A 24,732-nucleotide genomic window follows, 5' to 3' on the forward strand; every position below is an offset into this window, starting at 1 on the left:
TCTCCCCGGCAAAGTGAATTCAGAGCCGACTCGCCTCACGGGCAAAGTCGAGTTTCGAATAGAGATCCTGCTGAAACGGCGGGTGCCGCTCCGCCAGAAAGTCGCGCATCACGTTGGATACGGTTTCAAAGTCTTCCTCCACCTCGCGCAGCGTGTGCAGGGTCCTGCTGCGGCAATATTCGACTTCGACCTGGGCGAACTCCGCACTCCCGTCGACCATGCGGCAGACATCGAAGTACGCCCCGAAACCATTACCGGTCCTCAGCGATTCGAAATTGATGTCGATCCGGGTGCGCCTGAACGGCTTGAGCCGAAGCAGGTTCGCCGAGGTCATCGAGCGGGCGTGAGTTTCGATATCGGCAAACGCCACCGGCTGATCGGTGTTGAAGTCTTCGCGGCGCAATTCCGCGTTCTCGAGAAACCATTTGCGCTTGACTGCCATCAGCCCGTCGGCCTGGGGAATGAACGAGATGTAACCGGTTTCGAGGGGGTCACCCGTCACTTCGAAGATATGCGATTCATAGTCGTAGGTTTGAAAGTCACGGTCGATTTCCAGCACCAGGTCCTTGAAGGCGCCCTCTCCGAATGCCTTGTGCATCGCGGTGGACAACTGCCACATGTCAGGTATCTGAAACGAGGTGAATTTACGTTCCAACTCCATTTCCGGACGCCAGCGCACGTACCAGCAGTCATCACTCAGCATCGGTTGCGAAACGGCGACGCGCGCAGCGGCAGATCGGGCCAAACGTTGCCAGGCCCTCCAGACAGCACGTTCGACCGGTTCGACATCCATCAAGTGCAGGAACAAGGCCCCGGCTTCGCCCTCGTGAACGTAGTGATAAACGCTACATTTATCGGGGTGATGCATCACCGCCAGGGTGGCCATCAGGGCCTGATCGGACGGTCGACGATTGAGCGTCGGATCCAGCATATGCATGCGCGAACGGCTGTCCTGGGTACGCTTGCGCTGCCCGGCATTGAACACCTGAAAGTCGAAGTCTTTCATGGGCATCGGCACATGAGTGTGATGGGCATTGGAAAGCCACTGCGCATGCAACGTACCGCTGGGGATGAACAGGCCGTTGTCCGAGTGACGGGCTCGCGCAGCCTCTGTGTCGACAATGGCGACCAGCGCAGAATCGAGGCTGCCGTTGAGGGTGTGCGGATCGAAAAACAACAGTGAAATATCCGTAGTCATTGTAGCTCCCGTACTTCGTTGACCGCGTGAGGCAGCGCCTTGGGGCTCTGGCTGAAAGTGATCCGTTGTCTGGCAACCCCCTGCTGATAAAGCGCTTCGGACTCCACGGCAGGAATGCCGTGTTCACGCAACAGAATCGAAAGATGGCAAAGCATGGACGCCTGCTCGAAGACAAAACCGCGCGCGAACGGCAGCAATGCCGCCAGCGCCGCATAAGGGCGCGGCGAGACCACAATCGCCTGTCCGTCGTGAACACGCAGTTGCCGCTCAAGCTCTTCCAGTTCGGCACCCAGCGAGCTGGACGAAGGGATCGAATTGATTGAAACAGTGGCCGAGATACTCAGTTCTTCCAGCTGTCGCCCCGCCGTGACCAGCACCACCGGCCCGTCGGCATAACCTGGCGAAATCAGGCGGATTTCCGTTGCGTCCTGCACCTGCACGAACGTCGACAACGGCGAAAAATCGATCAGATGCAACTGCTGCCCTGCCCTTACCCATTCCAGTTGCACCGAGCCCAGCAGCGCGCCAGCTGCATGGGTGATGCTGTGCAGCTGCTGCGCATCGGCGGGCCCACTCGGGTCGTTCGTCGCCAGGCGCGCGCGTTGAGTGCCGGCAATGCCACGATTGATCGCCAGCAAACCTTCCGATGACCACTCACAGGTCGTCGAGCCGTCATCGCACGCCTGGGTGATGAGCCCGGTTTCCCCTTGCAGAAATTCGCGCAGCACGAAACACACCACCCGCTCATCGCTGAGTTCAAGCAGCCGTTCACGCACTGCGCCACGCTCGAGGATCTGCTGGCGCACCTGATCGGAGAAATCCAGTACCACTTGATCGGTCTTGAGCCTGTCCAGCAGTGCCTGGCTCATGGCCGGCTCGAGCAGCCCTTGACGATTGGCCTTTATCAGCAATGCCTGGCCTGCCGAGACGCCGTGGGTTTGTGCGAACAAGGCCAGCGGACGGCGCTTGCTTCGAAAATACTGCGCAAAGGCAGGCAATGGACGGAAATCCGTCAGTGCGTCGTCACTGGCAAGGTAGAGTTCAGCCCACTCCAGCACCGGTTCCAGGCTGCGCGCCTCGCGCAGGCTGGTGACGGGTCTTGCCTGAAGCAGCCAGAGTTGCCCCTCATCCACCGCCCATTCGATGTCGGCAGGCATGCCCAACGCCGCAGATGCCCTGGAGGCCAGCGCCGCCACCTCCAGCAGCAATGCCGTGTGCGGTTCCAGCGCAGGGTCGCAGTCCAGCAATTGCTGGTCACCGATCCGCGCCGACATGCCCTTCTGCACACCGGACACCATCGCTTCGCCCAGCGAGGCGACCGTTTCAATCAGCGTCACGGCCTCACCGGTCAGCGGATCGTGGCTGAACGCGACGCCTGCGAAGCGAGCCTTGACCATGCGCTGCATGATCACCGTCATTTCGACCGGTGTTTCCAGCATCGACGCCCGCAAGCGTTCCAGGATGGCCTGACGGGAAACCCCGGAGCGCCAGACATCCAGAATCGCCGCCTTGAGCGCCGGCAACCCTTTGACCGACAGATGCGTGCTGAAAATTCCGGCGAAACTGTGCTGGTTGCCATCCTCGATATTCGCCGAAGAGCGCACGGCAAGTTCGCTGTCGGCATCAAAGCCTGCCTGCCCGAGCAATGCCTGAAGATGGCTGTCGGCGGCGTCACTCCATTCGAACTCGGCCAGCCGGGCGATTCTGTCCATGTGCTCGTCAAGGAAGGCACCAGCGGTGATGCGCACGGTTTTCAGCGTGTCCTCAATGGCCTGTTTGCGGCTGGCAAAGTCCTGCCATAACACGCGGTAATCAGCATCTTGCAGAGCGCTCAGGGCGGGCACCGGCAGATCACCGGCAAGGTGTTTCAAGGTCGAGTATTTACTGGACACGACGGCCTCCTGCTATCAGTGGAATATCGGTGGCCATTCGACCGGACCTGGCCGCCAGCGCATCGGGCGCGGCATCGAGCTCTTCCTGGGCTGCAGCAGCGGGGAATGGCGCAAGGTTGGGCACCAGCGGCTGCGGGCGCGGCGTCTTCTCGAAATCCATGAAAATCCGTGACGCGAAGGCCTCGGTCGCGCCCTGGTATTTTCCGGAATACAGCTCGATATCGCCCTTGACGTTCCAGAACATCATTTGACCGATGTTCATGCCGGGGTAAACCCGTATGCGGTTGAGCGCATACAGCTGCAAGGTCCAGCGCCCGACGAAGCCGATGTCGCCCAGCGGCGCCGACAGGTTAATGAACATGCCCAGCCTGGCGATCGAAGAACGAGCCGCATACGTCGGTACGAAATGGGTGCTGCCCATGGTTTCTATGGTCGAGGCCAGATACAGCTTCATGGGCTGCAATTCAAAGCCTTCCGGACCGATTTCGATGGTTCGCGTCGACGCCTCGGCGCGCACATCGATCACATCGTCTTCGTAGACCTTCATCTGGTCATGCAAGCGGAAGTTGTAGCTGTTGGGATTGACGTTCTCATGGGAAAACGGACTGATGACGATTTCACCCGAACGCACGCGATTTTCGATTTCACTACCGGTCAATATCATGGTCAATCCAGAATGATTTTCGAGGGAACGGTGCTCTTGGAGCCCAAGTAGCGTCCCGCGTAGCAGGTGGTCATGCCGAAGTTCGCCCAGAAGCAGACCTTGGCCACTTTGGTGCCGGCATAGACCCGCACCGGTTGAGTCACAACGATTTCCAGCGTCCAGCTGATGGCCGCCCCGGTATGACCGAGCGGCGCACTGGTCTGGATGAAAACGCCACAGGACGCCGTGGACACATTGGCGTAAAGCTCGCTGGCAAAATCGATACCGCCGATCTGCTCGGCAGTGGCGCCCAGGTAAAAACGGTTGGGGTACAGCACGAAGCCTTCGGGCGGAATATGGTGCTCGACCACCTCCAGCTCACCGTGAGGATCGATGCGGTCGCTGCGGTACTCCAGAAGCAGATCCGCCAGGTGACAGCCGTACGAGTTGACCTCGACATGGGCGGGGTCGAAAGGCTCGATGACGACACTGCCGACCTCGCGCATCTTCACTATTTCAGAACCGGTCAGCATCATGGGTTCAAGCCTCCTGATCCAGAGAGGCCACGGCACGCGCTCGGCCGTTGGCACCATACAATTCAGCGCGCATGCTGCGTTCCCCCAAGAGATAGCCCTGAGTGCAGCAGGCGGCAGCCGAGCCAGGCAGGCGTTGCGCCAGGCGTCGAGACAAGGTGCCCAGGCGATAGCTGGGTATCTGTTGAAAGAGGTGGTGCTCCCAGTGCCTATTGATATTGCACGGCGCGAACAGCCCTCGTTCCAGCCAGCCGGGGCTGACACTGCGTGCATCGCGCTTCACACTCCGGGTCGAAAGCCCTGCGTGCTCCGACAGGCTGCGAATGCGCAGAATCGGCGGCAGAAAGAACACCAGGGGCGCCAGCCAGTAGAACAGCACGCCCGGCCAGGCCTGCAACGCCGTGATAAGCAGTGCGGCGCAGGCATAAAAGGCCATTGCCTGATAGCGCTCGATGCGGGTCGACGGCACGCGGTGAGTGAACAGTCCGATCACGCTGAAGCTGTCCATCGTGCGTAGCGATTGCAGGGTCGACAGCCCACTGATGTCGCGCAGCAGCGCCTGCCAGAACAACCCGGAACTGGCGGGTGCGAAGGCATCGGCATAGTCCGGATCGTCCGGCGTGTTGAGGTGCTTGTGGTGGGCAATGTGGTGAGCCCGGTAGCGTGACGTGCTCAACGTCAGAGGAAACGTCAGGAACACGTTGGAGATCAGATCGTTGCGCCGCTTGTCACGACTGATCAGCAAATGCGCCGCATCGTGCATGAGTACCAGCAACGCGTGCTGTCGCGTCGCAATGACGACTACTGCGATCAGACACACCAGCGTCGAGTCGCTGACTTCAGCCAACGTGACTGCGGAGGCGATCACCGCCCACTGCACGCCTATCTGCAATGCCTGCCGCCAGTGGCTGAGTTGCTTGAGATCCGAGGTCAGTGACAGGTTATCGCGTGCCAACGTGGCGCGCTCGGAGCGTCGGTCGTAAGCGCCACTGTCCATCGTGTCGAGTTCGATTGTGTCTGCCATGTTCCATCTCCCGTTCAATCGTTGAAAGGGCCTGCTAACCGTGCATTGCCGCCGATTTCGCGACAAGCTTGTCCAGGCTGAGCCGCGCGTCGGGCGCATGAGCCAGCCAGTAATCCACCGCTTTGGGTAAAAACACTTCCGCGCCGGGTGCCGGGTTCCGGACGTTCAACGGTGGTCTGACCAGATCGCTTTCGGCGTACACCCCATAGATCTGCAACAGGCGCTCGAAATAGCGGAAATCCCGGGTCGAAATACCTTCGGGCCGCCATGCGACCAGCGAGCGCTTGAGGAATGCCCATTGCCGGCTGCGCAGGATCGGTGCCGGGGTCAAGGGCGCAATACCCGCTTGCTGCCGAGCATGGTCGACGCGCGACTCGATGATGCGGATCACCTGCTCATAAGGCAGGCGTGCATCCCCCGCCGAGGCGACGACCTCACGCGCTTCACCACCGGCCACGCAATGACTGACCAGATGGATCAATTCGTCCACCACCCAATCGATAGGCACCAGATCGAACAGCCCTTGGCGATTGCCGACCAGAAACGGGGGCGCAAAGGCATTGATGAAGCGAATCAGCGGGTACAGGCCGTGAAAACGACTGATTGCACCATCGCTGGTCGCGCCGATGACCAGGCTGCAACTGAACACCGAAATCGGCATCTGCGCGCCGAAGGTCTCACGCAAACCACGCTCAGCCGCGGCCTTGCTTTCCTCGTAGCCGTTGCGATAAGTCCAGCCCTCACAACGGGTGAACGCTGTGGACACGTAAATGAAATGAGGCTTGCGCACCAGCTTCTGAACAAAGCCGCAGAACAGCTGCGCACCTTCGACATTCAACTCGTGCATCTCTTCGAAGGTCTTGTCCCAGGCCACATCGGCAGCCAGATGGACTGCCGTGGCGCACTCGATAGCGGGCAGCGTGGCGGCCAGCGCATTCAGGGACTCGGCGTCTGTAAGGTCGGCGATCTGGCATTCGAGCCGCGAGCGGCTGTGCGCAGGCAAATCCTGCAGGCAGCGACTGGCCGCCTGCGCGGAACGGCACAAGGCGATCACATGCGACGCCGGATGCTGACTGAGCCATTCGCGCACGAACCAGGAGCCCAGCGCACCGCTGGCCCCGGTGATGATCAGTGTCGAGCGCATATCAGCAGCCCCCTGCCGCAACTCGCTGATGACGGCGAGCGAGCAGCTGATTGCGTATCCCGTCCAGCATCTGGATGTTATTGGCGCGAATCGCCCGTTCACCGATCGGGTGCAGGACTTCGGCCAGTGACGGGATGCCCAGGTCGAAGGTGACGTTCAGGTCCACGTGCAAGCCGTCTTCGCGCTGGATCAGCAACCACTCGCCGTACCAGACCTCAAGGTCGCCATCGGTCTGCTTGAACTCGATGCGCTCGTCCGTCACCAGCCAGTCCTGCTCGGTCCAGGTCAGCTCGCTGCCATTGATCAATACGCGCCACGTACTGGAAACATATTCACTCTGCCGGGGGTGAACGATCACCTCCAGCACATCGCTCATGAAGTCGGGATAGCGAGCGAAGTCCGAGAGAATCGGCCAGACCTCGCCAGGCTCGAAATCACCGAGAAGAACACTGGTTGATACATCAGGCATAGGAAATCTCCGTCATTGAATGGAACGATAAGCCGCATCGACGGCATCACAGAAACTGTTGATGCCTTGTTCGAGGTGGTCTCGGGAGATGGTCGCGTCGGGATACACCCGCAGCACGGAGGTTGCGCCCAGGCAGAAAGCCAGCAGTACATTGCGCTGCGCGGCCTCGATCAGGGTCTGCGCCACATAGTTGCTGGAGGTGAATTCCACCCCGATCATCAGGCCGCTGCCACGCACTTCAGCCACGGCGGGACAGTCCTGTAAACGCGCACGCAGAATGCTCATGGCCACCTGCCCCAGCTCGTTGACGCGCTGACAGAAGGCGGGATCGCTGACCACGTCGAGCACAGCGTTGACCACCGCTCCCGCCAGCGCGCTGCCAGCGTAGGAAGAGGCATGCACGACCGGATCACGCGCCGGTGCCCCGAAACGGCTGCTGTCATAAATGGCGGCGGCCACCGGAAACACACCACCGCCCAGGGTTTTGCCGAACACAACGATGTCGGCAGGCGCGCCGCAGATCAGCGATCCGCTGCGCCCCAGACCGGACTGAATCTCGTCGTGGATCATGAACGCGCCATGTTCGTGACACAGACCGGCAAGTTCGCCCAGAAAATCCAGGTCGACCGGCCTGATTCCGCCCTCTCCCTGAACCGGCTCGGCGATTACTGCGGCAATATCGCCCTCTGCCAGCGCCTGGCGTGCAGCAGCAAGATCACCGGCAGCAATGAACACGACATCTTCGGCGTGCATCAGCGCAGCGTGCCCGCGATAGCCATAACTGACCGCAAGCGCACCACTGGTCCGGCCATGGTAGGCGTGGGTCAAGGCGATGACTCGCCGCCGGCCGGTCTGCATGCGTACCAGCTTGAGGGCTGCTTCAATGACCTCCGAACCGCTGTTGCCGTAAAGCACACCGTTGCCCGGACGGCCGACACACGTCACGAGCCGCTCGGCGGCGCTCAGACTGGATTCGTTGGCCAGTATCCGGCTGGAAAGACCCAGTGATGCGACCTGTCGCGTCAGCGCAGCCACGACTTGAGGGTGCCGATGGCCCAGCAGGTGCAACCCGAAGGAGCCGAAGTCCAGCCAGCGGCGGCCGGTGTCATCGGTTATCCACGAACCTTCGGCCGAGTGCTCGGCTGCGGTAAGCCCGGCCATGCGCAACATAAGGCCTTGTTCACGGCCAAACACCGCACCGTAGCGTTCGACGAATGATGATTTGCGCGCAGGCACGCTCGCCGGCGCACTCATGACATGACTGTTCATAGAGACCTCATCAAAGGTGCCAGAAAGGCAGCATCGCCACCTGCCAGGCGGCAGGAGCGGTCCCAGTCGCGCAGGGTTCGCAAAACCTGACCTTGAGTGCCCGGCAGCAAGGGGTTGAACAATTTCCCGGGAAAGGCTTCCAGCAGTTCCTTGAACAGTTCGATCAGTCGCTCTGCTTCATGGTCTTGACCTGCAGCACTGTCAGCGGGAACGCCAAGCCATTCGACGGCGACGGGGCCTGTGTGGGCAATGACATCGGTCAGGCCATACTCGCTGAACAGCGCGAACTGGTGCAGCTCGTTCGGGGTATCGGCACCGGCGAGTCGGCAGTCGATGTCGACCATCAGTTCCGCCAGCTTGATTCTCAGCGCATCCACCACCAGCGGCTCGTCCGCCGCGCCTTCGAGGTCTTCCAGATACGCCTCAAGCTCGGTCATGAGCAACCAGGCCACCGATATCAGCTTTTGCGTGTAGGGGCCCGCCGGATATACGTAGCCGCCAGCGAGCCGGGGAAACCACTGGCGAACGGCTTGTGTGCTGGCAATCATGCGTGTGCTCCCTGCATCGGGTGTTGGTCCTTGAGTGAGAAACTGACCAGCCCGGCCCGTGCGGCGCGCAGAAAACACGCAGCCACTTCCCGGGATTGCTCGGCCAGATCGATCGGGCGGGTGCTGGGCAATTCCGGCACGTCCAGATGCGTCAACAGGGTCGCCTGCTGGTTATCGGTGAGCACGAAGTCGACCCCCGGCAAAAACCTGCTGGCGGCGGAGCGCTCGATACCCGGCTTCAGCTCGGCGTAGGCGGCCTCGCAGGCGAACGTCTGCTCGGCGAGTTGAGTCAATTCACACAAGTGCATGAGGTCTGCGCCCTGCAACCCATTGCCGCAGGCCGGATAGGCGCGTTGCCATAGCTGCCCGATAGCACGGGCAAGGCCGTCGTCGGTGAGCATGCCGTGCCTGTTGAGCGCGCGGTCCCAGCGCAACAGCGTCCACTTGCGATTGGAATTGACCCAGCCGTGGCTGGCCAGCGTCGCGTTCATCAGAAACAGTGCGGCGTTGCAGGCATAGGCGGCGGCCGCGCGGTATTCGCCACTGCGCCAGGCCAGCACCGAGAAGCAGGCACTTTGGCGAAAGTCATCGAACGCTGCTGCAGACCAGATCGAGCTCAGGTCCTTCTGACTGTCCAGATAAGGCAGCGACTGATCGGTCGACACCGCGCAGACCAGACGCTCCAGGTACTTTCGCGATACCGCCTGCTGCTTGTCCCACTGCTTGAACGCAACGAGTTTCTGGGCGGTGCTTTTGTGCGCGTCCGTCGCCAGTTGGGAGAACGCGTTTTGAACTTCTTCGCGGGCAAAGGCCACCACTTCCATATGGTGTTCATTGTGGTAAATCTGCGAAGCCATCGATTGATCGGACTGCCGACCATCGGTCACACATATCAGGTCTATATCGCTGGCCGCATTAGCGATGCCATGTACTGGAGAGCTGCTAATTAGAGCCAGTTGCGCATCGGCATACTGGCGTTTTACAACCTCTTCCAGTTCGGAAAAAGCAAGTTGGCGTGTGGCCAAAAACTGCTGGGCGTTGCCTGAATAAAAAGCACGAAAGTCCATGTACACCTTCCACTCGATAACGGTGACTTCATTGGGGTCGCTATTCGGCTTGCCGAACAACCCCCTGCCTGATCCATGACCATGAATTACTTTGTCGTCGTTAACGCGAGCGCTGACGCAATGGAACAAGCCCCATTACTTCACGATGGGGTACCAGCAAGTGGCGTGCCACCGCTATTGATCATCGCGTATTGGCAAAGTGTCAGATAATCGCCAACCGGTTCTGAAGCATTACCGACCAATCGCCAAGCCGTTAAATCCAATCACTTTTTTGCGATCAGACAGTGAATATGACAACTTTAATATATGTATTAAATTATTTATAAACCACTTTTATAAGTAGCAAAGTGCTACCTATGTTTATTATTTAAGTGCCCACAATCAACTGCACCACACCGATTCGAACACTTCGAAATCGCCCTGTTTTGGTGGATCATCTTGTATACATGTTTATTGAACGGCGCTCATTAAGTTGTTCAGCCTCTCGATAAAGTGGTGGCACGAAGCTTGCTCGAAACTTGCCCACACTTCTAAATCAGGGGCGTTCAACGTGGACAGACTCTTTGCACAATTAGCCGATGACACCAACGACACCTTCTATACCGTTGACCCGCACTGGATCACCCGGAATGCGCAACAATTCAGCGGCTGTTTTCCAGGTACCGTGCTATATGCAATGAAGGCCAATCCACTCGTGCAAGTGCTTGAAGCCTTGAGCCAGGGCGGTATCAATCATTTTGACGTGGCGTCGCTTGCAGAGGTGCAGACGGTGCACAACACACTGCCCGACGCAGTTCAATACCTGATGAATCCAGTGAAATCCCGCCACTGCCTGCACGAGGCCTACTATCGACATGGCGTACGTTCATTTGTACTCGACAGTGAGGAGGAACTCTTGAAGCTGCGGGACGTACTGCCCGAGCGCGACAGCACGATCAACCTGTTCGTACGCTACGCGCCCTCCGAGTCGACGGCGGTTTACGATCTTAGAGGCAAATTCGGGGCAAGTCCGGCGTTGGCGACGCAACTGGTGCATCAAGTGGCGGCCAGCACTGACTGGTCACTCGGGCTTTCCTTCCATGTCGGCTCACAAGCCATTGAAGACGGCCCGTGGCTCGCGGCCCTCGATGACGCCGACGCCATCGTTCGCGACACCGCCCAGCATGTCAGGCATCTGGATATCGGTGGCGGGTTTCCGGGCAATTACCTGAACTCCATGGGTAACACGCCGGACCTGGTTGGCAGGGTCTGCGAGCACATTCAGACTAGCCCGACATTGAAGGAACTGAACCTGATCTGTGAAGCGGGTCGTGGCCTGGTGTACGGCGGCATGTCGCTGTTTGCACGGGTGCTTTCAAGACGCGAGCACAGTATTTTCTGTGGTGCCGGCATTTTTGGCGGCTTGCTCTCCGCCCAGCAGTGGCTGCAATTTCCCGCACGCGTGTGGCGAGACGCGGCCCCTTACAGCGGTGCAGCGGAACACACCTTCAATATCTTTGGCCCCACCTGCGACAGTATGGATCGCCTGGCCTTCCCCTACTCGCTCGCCAGCGATATCAGGGAAGGCGACTGGCTGGAGTTCCAATCGACCGGCGCTTACTCGGTGTCCTTACGTACGCCGTTCAACGGATTTTACGCCGACCGCATCATCTCTCTTCCTTCCTGAATGCCTGAAAAGCGATCTGCCGCCATGCTCATAAAAGCCTACCTATTCCTGCTTGCAGGCATCGTCGCCGAAACTGTAGCGACTATTGCACTCAAAGAAAGCAACGGCTTCACCCGCTGGGTTCCGGTCATTGCCTCGATAGCAGGCTATGGCCTTGGCATCGTGTGTCTGGGGTATGCACAAAAAGACTTGCCCATGTCACTGATCACGTCCATGTGGTCAGGCCTGGGCATTACCCTGATCACCGTCATTGCAGCGTTTCGCTACCAGCAGGTGCCCACGCTGATGGCCATCGGCGGTATCAGCCTGATCATCGCGGGCATCATTCTGGTCAATCTGGCCAAGGAGCAGGCGACCTGACAGCCTGCGCTGTCAGGGTCATCCCGGGTCAGGCGAAGTCAAAAGGCCCTTCGAAACGGCCTATCGGCACCCAATGGGTGATCAGGCCCGTGTCGGCTTTCCAGTGATGCAGCAGCAATGCAGGCGGTTCGACATAAGAGGCGTCGACAGCCTCGGGGTGCAGTCGCAAGGCGATGGCCGTCGTCGTGCTCGGCGCCGTACACATCAGCGTCCCGCCGAAGCGCAGTTGCATGAAGCGATGAATATGCCCGCAGACGATGCGCTCGATGGCCGGGTATCTGCAGACCACCTCCGCCAGCCGCTCGCCCCTTTCACAACGGTACGCATCGATGTAGGGGATGCCGCTGGAAAACGGTGGCTGATGCATCATGATCAGCGTTGGTTTGTCCGGCTCCAGCGCCAGTGTGCGATCCAGCCACTGGGTCGCAGTGTCGGTCATATCGCCGTGATGCTGCTCCGGCACGCTGATATCCAGACCAATGATGCGCACCGGCGCAGGACCTGAGTAGACGAAGCTGCAATCCTGATCATCGATGAAGTAATCGTGCTCGGGAAAGGCGTCGCGCAGGTTCTGCCGATGATCATGGTTGCCCGGTATCATCAGCAGTTTTTGCCGCAGCGGCTGCAGCAACTCCCGGGCCATCGCGTACTCTTCGGGCCGCCCCTCGTCCACAAGATCACCACTGAACACAATCAGATCGGGCGGTGGGTCTAGGGCATTTATCGTGTCGACGGCGGCGGCCAGCATGGCATTGGAGTCCACCACGCCTTGATAGAGTTGCCCTCTGGGCCGTACATGTGTGTCCGAAATGTGTGCTATCAGCATTCCATTACCTCAATCGTGTCCGGGTCGCTTGTTCACTGACGCAGTGAACCTGCAACGACCGGGCCAGATTGCACCTCAAGCACTGGGCCTGGCCGCTGCCACCCTCACGCCTCGGGAAACACCGGCTCCCCCAGGTTGAGCATGAGCCGGTTGGCCCAGGCAAATATCGAGATGGCGTGAATCAGGTCCAGCACCTGTGTCTCGTCCAGCCCCTGTTCGTATAGCGCCTGGACATGCCCGGTGTTGAGCGAAGCCGGTTCAAGCGTCAGGTCGATGGCGAACTGCACGATCGCTTTCTCACGCGCCGTGGTACCTGCCGTTGCGGGGTCGGCAAACACCTGGGCGATGACGTCATTGCGCTTGGCCAGTTGTTCGAAGCGCTGCGCATGCACCGACGCGCAATACACGCAGCGATTGATGCGCGACACTACCGTGCTTGCCAGCTCTCGCTCGGCGCGCGACAGGCCGCCGGGTGCGTACATGATTGCGTTGAACGCCTGAGAGCGCTGGCGAAGAATGTCCGGATGATGGGCCAGTGTCAGGTAGTAATCCGAGGTCTTGGCTTGCGGGTGGCTTTCTTCAAGCACAGCGACCTGCTCGGCGCTCGCGCTGTCGAGGTCCACGGTGGGCAACCAGGCTTTCCAGCCCAGCACCTGATTGGTGAAACCTTCAATTTCTATGAGTTCGCTCATCAGGCCGCTCCGGCAGACTTTAAAGCACCCAGCCCTGCGGCCAGACGCACCTGGTAGGACAGAAAAGCGATCAGTTGTGCCAGTACCACAATTTCAGCGGTGCTCAGCCCCTGATGTTGTAGCGCCTGCAATGCGCTTTGATCGCCGTGTACCGGAGACTCGATCAAGGTCCTGGTAAAGCGCAGGATCGCCGCCAGGCGTTGATCCTCCAGCAGATCGATTTGGCTGGCGTCCACATCGGCCAGCACGTTAGCCTCGGCGCCTGCCGTCTGCAACTGCGACAGGTAATACCCGCTCAGAGTCGGCTGCGCGCTCAGCAGCGTTGCGTAATACGCCACCCAAAGGCGTTCGCTCAGTGACAGGTTGTGTGCCAGTGCCGGGTCGAAAAACAAGTCCTGACTGCCCTGGGTTGCCAGGGCCACCTTGTCCCGCGCATGACGAACCGCGTGCAGCGGACTGCCGGGTGCAATGCCCAACAGGCTATCGAGGGTGTCCGGAGTCGTTGAATGTTCAGTGGTCGATGTCATGACAGGTCCTGCAATGCTGTGGTTGCATTCGCGCAGCCGCTGGCAAAAGCGGCGCGTTCATGAAAGAGAATCAAGGCCGCTCGGTGACCATGGTCGCTGCAGTGCGGTCGCTGACCAGCGGCTCGACCTTGAGGCCTTTGCGCGCTGCCCAGATGTTCTGGTAATGGAACAGCGGGATGATGCCGACGTCGTCACTGACAATCTGCACCGAGTCCTGGAGAATCTTGCGGCGCTTGGCCTCGTCGAACTCAGCGGTCGAATCAGCCAGGGCCTTGTCCACCAGCGGATTGCTGTAATGCCCCCAGTTGGAAGCGCCCTGCCCTTTGCTGCTGTCGACCGTGGTCAGAATGTTGGTCAGGGCATACGCCGCCTCGCCGGTGCCATTGCCCCAGGCAATCACGCTGATCGCCAGTTCATTCTTGTTGGCCTTGCCCGCGTACACCGCCCACGGCAATACCTCCAGCTGAACCTTGACGCCGATCCGTGTCCAGAACTGCGCCACCGCCTGCATGACCTCCGGTGCCTGCGGATAACGGTCGCCTGGCACATGCACAGTCAGTTGGAAGCCTTCGGGAAAGCCTGCCTGCGCCAGCAGATCCTTGGCCTGCTTGACGTCATAGGGAATGTTCTTGATCTGCGGGTTGTAACCGAACGTATTGGCCGGCATCCATTGATTGGCTTCGGTGACGGTGCCCTGCATGATGCGTTCGTTGATGGCCGGGCGGTTGATGGCCAGGGACAGCGCCTTGCGCACCCGCACATCCAGCAGCGGGTTTTCGGCCAGCGGCTTGCCTGCATTGTCACGAATGAACTCGTTCGGCCCGGCACGGAAACTCGGCTGAATGATCAGCGCACGCAGCCCCTGATAGGCGAAGACATTGACGTTCGGCGTTTTGCGCAGGCGCTCCACATCAGTAGGCGATACCTTGTCGATCACGTCGACATCGCCCGCCAGCAAGGCTGCAGTACGGTTGGCGGCGTTGGCGATGAAACGGAAATCAACCTTGTCCCAGGTCGGTTTGCCACCCCAGTAACTGTCATTGCGAGCGAATATCGTGCGATCACCCGGCACGAACGAGACAAACCGGTAAGGTCCGGTGCCAATCATCGCCTTGCCCGAGTTGTAATCGGCGCTGCTGGCTGCCGCACCGGCGTGGCGACTGACGATATAGATCGAATCGACGTCCGGCAGCAGGTTGGCATTGGGCGAACGGGTCTTGATGATCAGTGTGTGATCGTCCTTGGCCTTGACCGATTCCACGGTACGCATGGCCCCTGCGTAAGAGGCCACGCTGCCGGGTACGTTTCGCGCGCGCTTGAAGGAGAAGACCAGATCATCGGCGGTCAGCGGCGTGCCATCCTGCCATTTGACGTCATCACGCAGGGCGAACTCCCAGGTGGTGTCGTCCACGACCTTCCAGCTCTTGGCCAAGCCTGGCAGGGTCTTGTCATCACGGCGGCTGACCAGCGATTCGAAGGCATGCAACGCTACCGAACGGTCTCCGGCATAGTTATTGAGCTGTGGATCGAGAGACGAGACCGGGTCGGCATAGCCGATGCGCAAGTCCTGTGCCGTGACACTGCCGGCGGCCAGCAGCAGGGCCGACGCTAACAAAGAACGAACGAGTGGTTTCATGGGTGATTCCTTGTACGCAATGGCAGAAGGTGACGGGTTTGAAGTGCCCGTTCAGCGTTGGTCATTCAGGTGACAGGCGCTCTGGTGATTCGGCGAAACCTCCCGCAGCGCTGGAACTTCCTCGCGACAGCGCGCCATGGCGTGCGGGCAGCGAGGGTGGAAATGACACCCGGCAGGCGGGTTAAGCGGGCTGGGGATTTCCCCTTGGATCGCGTCATAACGGGTACTGCGAATATCGAAGCGCGGGATCTGCGCCAGCAAAGCCTGGGTGTACGGGTGATTGGCCCGCGCGAACAGGTCATCGACCGATGCTGTCTCGACCACACGACCCAGGTACATCACGATGACGCGGTCGCAGAGGTGCTCGACGACGCCCAGGTCATGGCTGATAAACAGATAGGTCAGGCCCAGTTCGTCGCGCAGGTCCATGAACAGATTGAGGATCTGCGCCTGAATCGACACGTCCAGCGCTGCCACCGACTCGTCGCACACCAGCAGTTCCGGTTGCACCGCCAGCGCACGGGCAATCCCGATGCGCTGACGCTGGCCACCGCTGAACTGATGCGGATAGCGCTGACGCAATTGCGGGCTGAGCCCGGCACGCTGCAATTGCGCACTGACGTAATCATCTGCGCCCTTGCGGTCGGTCAGGCCGTGCAACAGTGCACCTTCGCCGACGATCCGGTCGACCCGCATGCGCGGATTCAAACTCGATGATGGGTCCTGAAAAATCATCTGCACTTTCAGGCGCAGCGCCTTGCGCTCCTGCGGGGTCAGGCCCTCCAGCGGTTTGCCGTCCACCAGTGTAGTGCCTGAAGAGACCGGCAGCAGACCGGCAACCATGCGCCCCAGGGTCGATTTGCCACAGCCTGACTCGCCCACCAGCCCGACCACTTCACCGCGCATGATGCGCAGATCGACACGATCCACCGCATGGGTCAGCGGTTTTGCACGGGTAAGGTGCAGCCGTTGCAGGAGCCCCTGAAGGGAGCGCTTATCCACGGCTTTGCCGAAGGTCTTGCTGACCTGATGCAGCTCGATGAGGGGAATCTGATCACTGGGCATCGGCCGCTCCTGGGTGAAAACAGCGAACCATCTGGCCCGGTCGTGCCTCCTGGGGTTGAGGCTCCTGCGCACAAACCTGCGAGGCTCTGGGGCAACGCGCCGCGAAAGCACAACCGACCGGCATCGACAGCAGGTCGGGTGCCATGCCCGGGATCTGCCGCAGGCGCTGACCGCGCTGGTTGCGACTTGGCAGGCTGTCGATCAGCCCTTGTGTGTAGGGGTGTTGCGGGCGATCCAGTACATCGGCGACCGAACCCTGCTCGACGATGCGTCCGGCGTACATCACCGCAACATCGTCAGCCAGCCCCGCGATCACGGAAAGATCATGGGTGATCCAGATCAGCGAGGTGCCATGCTCGCGCACCAGCTTCTGCACTTCACTGAGAATCTGCGCCTGAATGGTCACATCCAGCGCCGTGGTCGGCTCATCGGCAATGATCAGGTCCGGTGCATGCAGCAGCGCGATGGCAATCGCCACCCGCTGGCGCATACCGCCAGACAACTGATGCGGATAGGCGCGCAGACGTTCTTCCGGGCTGGCGATGCCCATCAGCGCCAGCGTGCGGCTGGCATGTTCGCGGGCCTCGCGCTTGCTCAGCGGGCTGTGCGCACGTACGGCCTCGATCATTTGCGTGTCGACCCGCAACACCGGATTGAGGGTCATCATCGGGTCCTGAAAGATCATCGCTACCCGGTTGCCCTGAATGTCACGCAATTGCGAGGCAGACAGTCTGGTCAGATCGCGCCCCTTGAACAGCACCTGGCCGCCGCTGATGCGCCCAGGTTCATCGACAAGACCGAGGATCGAAAAGCCGGTGACCGACTTGCCCGAACCGGACTCACCCACCAGGCCCAGAATGCGTCCCGGCTGTACCCGCAGCGAAACGTTGCGCACCGCTGGCAGCACACCGGCGCGGGTATGAAACGAAGTGCACAGGTCGCGCACATCCAGGGTCGGCTGTTGGGCTGCGTCAGGTGCAGGCGACATTTCAGGCACGCTCATCGCTGTAACCTCGGGTTCAGGACATCGCGCAAACGGTCACCGACCAGATTGATCGCAACGATAGTGATCAACAGCGCCAGGCCCGGAAACAGGCTGATCCAGTATTCATTGCTGAGCATGTATTGAAAGCCGTTGGCAATCAGCAGCCCCAGAGACGGCTCGGTGACCGGCACGCCCAGGCCGAGAAACGACAGGGTTGCTTCGAGCGTGATGGCGCGGGCGATCTGCAAGGCGCCGATCACGATCAGCGGTGGCAGGCAATTGGGCAAAATGTGGCCAACCACAATACGCAGCGGCCCCACGCCCTGCCCGCGCGCCGCATCGACGTATTCACGGCGGCTTTCGGTCAGCGCCTGACCGCGTGCGGTGCGCGCGTAATAGGCCCACTCAAGCATTATCAGAGTCAGCATCACGTTGCCGACGCCCTTGCCCAGCCAGGCAAGAATCATCAGCGCCATGAGAATCACCGGGAACGACAGCAGCAGGTCGACCAGACGCATCAGCAAAGCATCGAGCCAACCGCCGACATACGCAGACACCAGCCCGAGCAGCGTACCGATCACTGCCGCAATCAACGCCGAGCCAATGCCGACCCACAGGCTGATGCGCAGGCCATAGATAATCGCCGAGACCAGATCGCGGCCCTGCCCGTCGGTACCCAGCCAATAGGTGTAACCGCTGTCCCCATTGAGGCTGCCAGGCGGCATGCGCGCGTCCATGACGTTAAGCTGCATCAGGTCGTAGGGGTTCTGCACCACAATCCACGGAGCCAGGGCTGCAACCAGCACAATGAGCAGCAGGACCACCAGGCCCGTCACCGCCGTGGGCGAGCTGAAGAACTCGGCCAGCACTCGTCGCCAGGGTGACTGGGCCTGCAACAGCGTGCTGCCGATCGGGGCTTTTTCAATGACATTCATCGGGAGGCCTCGATGCGTACACGTGGGTCCAGCAGGTAATACAAGCCGTCGACGATCAGGTTGAGCACCACGAAAATCACCACGACCACCATCAGGTAAGCGACCACCACCGGGCGGTCAAGCATGTTGATGCTGTCGAGAATCAGCTTGCCGGCACCCGGCCAGGCGAAAATGCTTTCAGTCACCACGGCATAGGCAATGGTCGAGCCCAGTTCCATGGCCAGCACCGTCACCACCGGAATCATGGTGTTGCGCATGACGTGCATGCACATCACGCGCATCGGTGACAGGCCCTTGGCGCGGGCGAATTTGACGAATTCCTGGGGCAGCACTTCGCGCACACCGGCTCGGGTCAGGCGCAGCACCAGGGAAATCTTGAACAACGCCAGGTTCAGCGCTGGCAACAGCAGGTGCTGCAAACCGTCCAGCGTCAGCCATGACCATTGCACGCCCAGCCACTCACGGGTCTCGCCCCGGCCGCTGGCCGGTAGCCAGCCCAAGGTGATGGAGAAGAGCATGATCATCATCAATGCGACCCAGAAAGCTGGTAGCGAGAAGCCGACAATGCTGGCGGCCATCATCAGCCGGGACAGCGGATGCTCGGGGTACATGCCGGCAAACATTCCCAGCGGCACACCGATGACCACTGCTAGAAACAGGGCACTGAACGCCAGTTCGAAGGTTGCAGGCAAACGCTGCAGAATCAGGCGCATGGCGTCCTCGTGATACACGAAGCTTTGCCCCAGATTGCCGTGAACCGCACCCTTGAGAAAAATCAGGTACTGCTGCCACAGCGGCTGGTCCAGCCCCAAATGCGCGATGGCCTGCAGACGCTCGGCCTGATTGAGGTCTTCACCCACCAGAATGTCCATCGGGTTGCCGATGGCATTGAGGCCGACGAACACCACCAGCGTCATCAACAGGATGACCAGCAATGATTGAGTCAGCCGACGCAGCGCCCAGCCGATCATTGGCGCAGCTCTGCAGCGCCTGGCTGGCTGGCGACCCACTCATCGCCCAGCAGCTCTGGCTCGGCGTAATCGAGCATGGTGTCGAAATGCAGGGCGATGTCCTCGTTGAACAACTGCCCGACCAGGGCATGGGCCAGACGTTTGGAGCCCTCGCTGATAGCAGGAATGTCCCCGGACACCGCGCCGTAGCTCAATGCTGCCGGATAACTGAAGCAGTGAATGTGGTTCAGCCCCGGGCAGGCGCCTGGGGTCTTCTCCTGAAATTCGAAGCAGTTGCCCAGATCCGGCAGCGCAGCCAGTTCGGCATCGGTTTCGCCGCTCGGTGCCTGGAAGCGATCCTGCCAGACGCGGATCTGCGCAGAGAATGGCGCAAATTCCGGGCGCTGCCGGAAGTCGGTGCGAAACCCGGTGGCAAATACCACGAAATCTGCTTCGATACGGGCCTTCGGCGTATTCAGCCAGACGCCTCCAGCAGCGCTCTCCTCGACAGAAAGCACCGGACTGTCGAGCATGAACCGCGCCTTGCCGGAAGCGGACACTCTGAGGGTACTACCGCGCGGCGGTGGGACCTGCTGGGTATTGAGGTAGTGGCGAATGCGCCATTTCCAGACGTCGGGCAGGCGCCAGTAGCCATGGACCATACCGGGATTGCCGACACCCTTGCCTTTGTTGATGCGCGGCAGTTCGGCACGCCGGATCAGCAGATCGACCCGCGTTGCGCCAGCCTCCAGCGCCGTTGCAGCGCTGTCCATCGCCGAGGCGCCACCGCCGATGACCGCAACGCGTCTGCCGGCGAACCAGCTGTCCTGCAAACCCGCCGCCGAGTGTGTCCACAAGTGCTGCGGCAACTGCTGGGCAAAATCCGGCACCCAAGGACCGCCCAGACCGTCCCGACCCGTGGCGAGCACCACATGGCGGGCCAGCAGGAATTGCGTCTGCACCGGCGTGACGACATCCAGCTCAATCAGACCGTCCGTTCTGGGCGCTACCCGGCTTATGCGGTGCTCATTGCGTACGTCCAGGGCCAGTACCTTGCGATACCAGCGCAGGTACTCGGCCCATTGCAGACGTGGAATCTTGTCCAGCAACGCCCAGCCGTCGACGCCGAATTGCGCTTCGTACCAGGCGCGAAATGTCAGCGCTGGCAAGCCCAGCGCCGGCCCGGTCAACTGCTTTGGCGAGCGCAGGGTCTCCATCCGTGCGGTGGTGGCCCAGGGGCCTTCGAAACCTGCTGGTGACTGATCGAAAATGACCGCCGCTACGCCGAGGTTGCGCAGCTCTGCGGACAGCGCAAGACCGGCCATGCCTCCGCCGATGATCGCTACGTCGAGCACGGCCTGCCCTGCGCTGATCCTGGGCTTGACCCATGGCTTGGCGGGCAGATCCAGCCAGGCCAGATCCTGCTGCAAGCGAGCTTCCAGAGCGGCCAGGCCAGTGGGTGCGTTCACATCGGACATTGATCGGTACTCGAAAAAATGATCGGGCTACAAGCCCGAGCCTTGATTCAAAGCACTTCAAGAATCATTCCAATATTGTTTTAAATGAATTCTTAAAGCCTTTGAATGCTTAATTCGAATAGTAAAAGCCGATTTTTATTCTCGCAACGCGCAAAAAAGCATATTTATATTCCTAAATGGAATTTGAGCGAGCTTTGCGTGCCGAGAAACAAGGCGTTACGGAGGCTATTCATGGACGCGCTGCGTCCGGCTTTCAGTCTTGTGCGACGACAGGCGTTATCAGCAACCGGACTTTAATGCCGTCTGCATGGCCCGCTCACTCGGCATAAATGCTCTGTAACAGGGCATCGTGCGCGCTGGCTTCGTGCATGATCATTTCCGGCAGCAGGATTTTTGCGCTGTCGGCAATTTCATCGATCAGCGCGCTCGCCACATCCGACAACGGGCTGGCGAAGGCTGAAATCAGCCCGAAGAAAAACGGAATGTTGCATGCGATCGGTCTGACGACCAGGCCTTGTACCGGCACCCCCAGCGCTGTGAACGGATCGACCAGTGCAACGCCCAGCCCGACCCTGGCCATCTGCATGGCAATCAGCGACGTATTGGTGTCCAGCATGCGCGGCGGCTGACCACCCGCCTCCTGAAACGCCTTGTCGATGCGTCGACGAAAGCGATACGGGTTGGCCATGGTGATCAGCGTCTGTTGACGCAGCAGCTCCATCGACAGCACCTCATGAGCGGCCAGCGCCGAATCGGCTGGCAATACCGCCACACAAGGCGCCTCGCCGATCCAATGGATTTCCAGACCACGATGCTCAAGCGGCAGGCTGACCGCGCCCAGGTCCATGGTTTTCGACAGGACAGCCTGAACCACGTTCTCCGGAGACATGCTCTGCAGCTGAATCTGTTGCGGACGCAGGTGCGCGGGCAGGCGCGACAATGCAGCAGGCAGCAGGCCAGCCGCCAGGGCCGAGATCGCCACCAGCTTGATCTGATGGTTCTCCTCCTGGGCAATGTGCTGCGCGCGCTGGCGGATGTTGCGCACCCCCAGCAGCGCACTCTCCACTTCGCCATACATCATGAATGCCTTGTGGGTAGGCGTGACCTTTGGCCCGCTGCGCTCGAACAACGCAAAGCCCAGTTCCTGCTCAAGCTCCTGAATGGCCCGGGTGACCGAGGGCTGAGATCGGCCGAGCATTTTCCCTGCCGCCGTGACACTGCCTGCCGACATGACTGCCGCGAAGGCTTCGAGCTGACGCAAATCCATAAGCATGCCTTGATCGATACACCGCCGATGAGGAAGCACGACGCTGTGCTCCCCGGTTCAAAGCGCGAAAGTCTACACGCTGGTAGCGCCTGACGTGAGCCAGCACCTCATCCGGCGATCATTACCCGGTTTCGGCCCTGCTGTTTGCCCATGTACAGCGACGTGTCGGCGCGATTGAGGGCCAACTGAAACGCCTCGCCCGTGGCGATGGTCGCCACAGCGACTGTGGCGCTGACGGCGATGATGCGCTCGTTGATCAGACCGGCCTCTTCGGCGATACGCCGCCAGATACGTTCTGCCGCGCGCAGTGCGTCTTCGGGCGTAGTGTCAGGCATGAGCACCAAAAATTCCTCGCCGCCCCAGCGCGCTGCCATATCACTGCTGCGCACGCTTGAACCGATGATCTCGGCGACCCGTTGCAGAACCACATCGCCGGTTTCATGCCCGTGGATATCATTGATCTGTTTGAAATGATCGATGTCCAGCAGGATCAACGAAGCCGACAGCCCCTGTCGTCTGGCTTCCAGTTCGCGTATGCGATGCAGCACTCGTCTGCGCGTGTAGAGATTGGTCAGGCTGTCGCGGTTGGCGATATGAAACAGGCTCAGTTGCATCGACGAGGTGAAACGTACCGACAGTGCAGTGGCGTAAATCGACAGAGTGGTCGCTGAGAGTACGTTGACGATACCGAACGCATCCAGCACGTTCTGGCTGAGACCGGACCCCTGACCCGTGTATCGGCGAAAGGCGAAGCAGCCCACCAGCGACAGCAGAATCGCCACGCTGTAGGCAATGCGTCTGATGACGTTCAGTTGAAACGTGAAGGCAATGACGGGAATCACGCAGAATATGTAAAAACTGAAGTTGCTTTCCCAGCCCAGTTGCCACGTCGCGAGCACGGCATGGCCGATGATCTCCAGACACATCAATTGTCCGGCTTGTCGATGCCGACGCCTGCGGATCAGGTAGATGCAGTTGACGTAAATCAGCGTGCTGGCGATGTTCGCCATCCACATGATCTTCATGCCCAGCCCCAGGAACACTGTCAGCCACACACAGTGAATGCCCAGAGCGACATAAACGATCGGGGTGATGTGTTTCCAGAACTGGATAGCCGTGTCCTTGAACAGCTGGGTGCGGTCTTCCGTCGGAAGGCTCATCATCACGTTATCTCGAAATGCAGGTGGAATATGACCCGCCGCGTAGGGTTGAGATCATGACGTATTGTCGGCCTGAACCGACGCCGCTTTATACAGCGACTCAATAATATGTTTGTCTGCAGCGCCCGAACCCGGTGAATGCCCGAAGGACTCAAATGGACATCATTGAGCCCGGGTAGTGCAATCCCGTGCCTGACTTTTTCATAGTCCGCTGGCCGTCGGCAGCGTCTGGCAATATGCGGCGAGTTTGCACTCCCGGGCAGCGTTTGGCGGTTTTTCGTCGTTTTACAGTAGCGGACCTGATGCTCCGGAAATACTATCGGGAGCGAACCTTGTGTCGATCACCTATTGCTCGTCAGCCCGCCAAGATGCAGGCAGCCCTGAATGATTCGGAAGGAAGCCTACCGATGGAACGTCTTACCGCAAAAGACTTTGCTCCTGAACTGCTTGAGCTCTATGACTACTACGCGCACGGCAGGATCAATCGGCGCGAGTTTCTCGATCGTGCAGCGCTGTTCACCTTTGGCGGCCTGACCGCCAGCGCGCTGCTTGCCTCGCTGAGCCCCAACTACGCGCTGGCCGAACAGGTGGAGTTCACCGACCCGGACATTATTGCCGAGTATGTGTCCTACCCTTCGCCCAAGGGGCATGGTCAGGTTCGCGGCTATCTGGTACGTCCGGCCAAAGCCGCCGGAAAAGTACCGGCAGTGGTTGTGGCACACGAGAATCGCGGCTTGAACCCTTACATCGAAGACGTGGCGCGCCGCGTTGCCAAAGCCGGTTTCATTGCGTTGGCACCTGATGGGCTGTCGTCGGTCGGAGGCTATCCGGGCAACGATGACAAGGGCCGTGAGCTGCAGCAGACGGTCAACCCGGAAAAGCTCATGAACGACTTCTTTGCCGCCATCGAGTGGCTGATGAAGCATGACGCGACCACCGGCAAGGTCGGCATCACCGGTTTCTGCTACGGCGGCGGTGTGGCCAATGCCGCGGCGGTTGCGTATCCCGAGCTGGGCGCTGCGGTGTCCTTCTACGGGCGTCAACCCAATGTCGAAGACGTGGTGAAGATCAAGGCGCCGGTGATGATTCACTACGGCGAACTGGATACCCGCATCAACGAAGGCTGGCCGGCCTATGAAAAAGCCTTGAAAGCTGCGGGCAAGACGTACGAAACGTACATTTATCCGGGCGCCAATCACGGCTTCCACAACGACTCCACCCCACGTTACGACGAAGCGGCGGCCAAGCTGGCCTGGGACCGCACATTGGGGTGGTTCAACAAGTACCTGGTCTAAGTTCTGGCCGAAGGGCGCGGCACAGATCTGTGACGCGCAGCATCACGCAAGGCATTCCCACGCAGGAGCGTGAGGAACGATAGTCCTGTAACTATCATGCCCA

Annotated in this window: 24 protein-coding genes; 3 read left to right on the plus strand and 21 right to left on the minus strand. The window is 60.1% G+C overall.

From position 1 onward, the window contains the following. Positions 1 to 19: 19 nt before the first annotated feature. From P406_RS05570 to P406_RS05615, 10 genes are read right to left on the minus strand one after another with little or no spacing between them, the layout of a single operon-like run. The gene (locus P406_RS05570) at positions 20 to 1,198 is read right to left on the minus strand and encodes a hypothetical protein (protein WP_046235596.1); all 1,179 of its coding nucleotides are present in this window, start codon (positions 1,196 to 1,198) and stop codon (positions 20 to 22) included. After that, positions 1,195 to 3,090, minus strand: a complete 1,896-nt coding sequence (locus P406_RS05575) for a PEP/pyruvate-binding domain-containing protein (RefSeq protein ID WP_046235597.1) — start codon at positions 3,088 to 3,090, stop codon at positions 1,195 to 1,197. The genes P406_RS05570 and P406_RS05575 overlap by 4 nt, the downstream gene beginning before the upstream one ends. Beyond that, on the minus strand, positions 3,080 to 3,754 hold the full coding sequence (gene dcd / locus P406_RS05580) for a dCTP deaminase (RefSeq protein ID WP_003410417.1): 675 nt from the start codon (positions 3,752 to 3,754) through the stop codon (positions 3,080 to 3,082). The genes P406_RS05575 and dcd overlap by 11 nt, the downstream gene beginning before the upstream one ends. 2 nt (positions 3,755 to 3,756) lie before the next feature. Further along, positions 3,757 to 4,269, minus strand: coding sequence for a dCTP deaminase (locus P406_RS05585; protein WP_003410416.1), 513 nt, complete (start codon positions 4,267 to 4,269; stop codon positions 3,757 to 3,759). A 4-nt stretch (positions 4,270 to 4,273) separates the two neighbouring features. Continuing rightward, positions 4,274 to 5,290, minus strand: a complete 1,017-nt coding sequence (locus P406_RS05590) for a fatty acid desaturase family protein (RefSeq protein WP_046235598.1) — start codon at positions 5,288 to 5,290, stop codon at positions 4,274 to 4,276. A 34-nt stretch (positions 5,291 to 5,324) separates the two neighbouring features. Then, complete coding sequence (locus P406_RS05595) at positions 5,325 to 6,434, minus strand: SDR family oxidoreductase (RefSeq protein WP_046235599.1); 1,110 nt, start codon at positions 6,432 to 6,434, stop codon at positions 5,325 to 5,327. Position 6,435: 1 nt separating this feature from the next. Continuing rightward, the gene (locus P406_RS05600; RefSeq protein ID WP_003402649.1) at positions 6,436 to 6,903 is read right to left on the minus strand and encodes a type II toxin-antitoxin system RatA family toxin; all 468 of its coding nucleotides are present in this window, start codon (positions 6,901 to 6,903) and stop codon (positions 6,436 to 6,438) included. Positions 6,904 to 6,915: 12 nt separating this feature from the next. After that, on the minus strand, positions 6,916 to 8,172 hold the full coding sequence (locus tag P406_RS05605) for an aspartate aminotransferase family protein (protein ID WP_046235600.1): 1,257 nt from the start codon (positions 8,170 to 8,172) through the stop codon (positions 6,916 to 6,918). Continuing rightward, positions 8,169 to 8,720, minus strand: a complete 552-nt coding sequence (locus tag P406_RS05610; RefSeq protein ID WP_003416601.1) for a DUF6031 family protein — start codon at positions 8,718 to 8,720, stop codon at positions 8,169 to 8,171. The genes P406_RS05605 and P406_RS05610 overlap by 4 nt, the downstream gene beginning before the upstream one ends. After that, positions 8,717 to 9,787: a DUF6001 family protein gene (locus P406_RS05615; protein WP_046235634.1), complete on the minus strand. Its 1,071-nt coding sequence runs from the start codon at positions 9,785 to 9,787 to the stop codon at positions 8,717 to 8,719. The genes P406_RS05610 and P406_RS05615 overlap by 4 nt, the downstream gene beginning before the upstream one ends. A gap of 550 nt (positions 9,788 to 10,337) precedes the next feature. Here P406_RS05615 and P406_RS05620 point away from each other — a divergent pair. After that, entirely contained in the window at positions 10,338 to 11,453 is a 1,116-nt protein-coding gene (locus P406_RS05620) for a type III PLP-dependent enzyme (RefSeq protein WP_046235601.1), read from the plus strand. A gap of 24 nt (positions 11,454 to 11,477) precedes the next feature. Further along, complete coding sequence (locus tag P406_RS05625; RefSeq protein WP_046235602.1) at positions 11,478 to 11,813, plus strand: DMT family transporter; 336 nt, start codon at positions 11,478 to 11,480, stop codon at positions 11,811 to 11,813. A 28-nt stretch (positions 11,814 to 11,841) separates the two neighbouring features. On the opposite strand, the gene P406_RS05630 is transcribed toward P406_RS05625, so the two are convergent. The 11 genes from P406_RS05630 to P406_RS05680 all read right to left on the minus strand — a co-directional run bounded on the left by P406_RS05630 (position 11,842) and on the right by P406_RS05680 (position 23,337). Continuing rightward, positions 11,842 to 12,639 carry a phosphodiesterase gene (locus tag P406_RS05630; RefSeq protein ID WP_046235603.1) on the minus strand — a complete coding sequence of 266 codons (798 nt, stop codon included), beginning with the start codon at positions 12,637 to 12,639 and terminating at the stop codon, positions 11,842 to 11,844. A gap of 104 nt (positions 12,640 to 12,743) precedes the next feature. After that, on the minus strand, positions 12,744 to 13,331 hold the full coding sequence (locus P406_RS05635; RefSeq protein ID WP_046235604.1) for a peroxidase-related enzyme: 588 nt from the start codon (positions 13,329 to 13,331) through the stop codon (positions 12,744 to 12,746). After that, positions 13,331 to 13,858, minus strand: a complete 528-nt coding sequence (locus P406_RS05640; protein ID WP_046235605.1) for a CMD domain-containing protein — start codon at positions 13,856 to 13,858, stop codon at positions 13,331 to 13,333. Before P406_RS05640 ends, P406_RS05635 begins: the two co-directional genes overlap by 1 nt. Before the next feature lie 70 nt (positions 13,859 to 13,928). After that, entirely contained in the window at positions 13,929 to 15,494 is a 1,566-nt protein-coding gene (locus P406_RS05645) for an ABC transporter substrate-binding protein (protein ID WP_046235606.1), read from the minus strand. Positions 15,495 to 15,545: 51 nt separating this feature from the next. Beyond that, entirely contained in the window at positions 15,546 to 16,559 is a 1,014-nt protein-coding gene (locus P406_RS05650; RefSeq protein ID WP_046235607.1) for an ABC transporter ATP-binding protein, read from the minus strand. Continuing rightward, positions 16,549 to 17,562: an ABC transporter ATP-binding protein gene (locus tag P406_RS05655; protein WP_046235608.1), complete on the minus strand. Its 1,014-nt coding sequence runs from the start codon at positions 17,560 to 17,562 to the stop codon at positions 16,549 to 16,551. Before P406_RS05655 ends, P406_RS05650 begins: the two co-directional genes overlap by 11 nt. Then, positions 17,559 to 18,479, minus strand: a complete 921-nt coding sequence (locus P406_RS05660; protein ID WP_046235609.1) for an ABC transporter permease — start codon at positions 18,477 to 18,479, stop codon at positions 17,559 to 17,561. Before P406_RS05660 ends, P406_RS05655 begins: the two co-directional genes overlap by 4 nt. Further along, the gene (locus tag P406_RS05665; RefSeq protein ID WP_003369562.1) at positions 18,476 to 19,450 is read right to left on the minus strand and encodes an ABC transporter permease; all 975 of its coding nucleotides are present in this window, start codon (positions 19,448 to 19,450) and stop codon (positions 18,476 to 18,478) included. The genes P406_RS05660 and P406_RS05665 overlap by 4 nt, the downstream gene beginning before the upstream one ends. Continuing rightward, positions 19,447 to 20,907, minus strand: a complete 1,461-nt coding sequence (locus P406_RS05670) for an NAD(P)-binding domain-containing protein (RefSeq protein WP_046235610.1) — start codon at positions 20,905 to 20,907, stop codon at positions 19,447 to 19,449. Before P406_RS05670 ends, P406_RS05665 begins: the two co-directional genes overlap by 4 nt. 316 nt (positions 20,908 to 21,223) lie before the next feature. Further along, a complete protein-coding gene (locus P406_RS05675) occupies positions 21,224 to 22,174 on the minus strand; it encodes a LysR family transcriptional regulator (RefSeq protein WP_046235611.1) in 951 nt (316 codons plus the stop codon). 107 nt (positions 22,175 to 22,281) lie between these two features. Beyond that, the gene (locus P406_RS05680) at positions 22,282 to 23,337 is read right to left on the minus strand and encodes a GGDEF domain-containing protein (RefSeq protein WP_046235612.1); all 1,056 of its coding nucleotides are present in this window, start codon (positions 23,335 to 23,337) and stop codon (positions 22,282 to 22,284) included. A gap of 404 nt (positions 23,338 to 23,741) precedes the next feature. Here P406_RS05680 and yghX point away from each other — a divergent pair, with 404 nt between their 5' ends. Then, the gene (gene yghX / locus P406_RS05685) at positions 23,742 to 24,629 is read left to right on the plus strand and encodes a YghX family hydrolase (RefSeq protein ID WP_003410388.1); all 888 of its coding nucleotides are present in this window, start codon (positions 23,742 to 23,744) and stop codon (positions 24,627 to 24,629) included. Positions 24,630 to 24,732 lie beyond the last annotated feature (103 nt).

The sequence above is a fragment of the Pseudomonas syringae pv. coryli str. NCPPB 4273 genome (assembly GCF_000972175.1).
Lineage (GTDB): Bacteria > Pseudomonadota > Gammaproteobacteria > Pseudomonadales > Pseudomonadaceae > Aquipseudomonas > Aquipseudomonas syringae.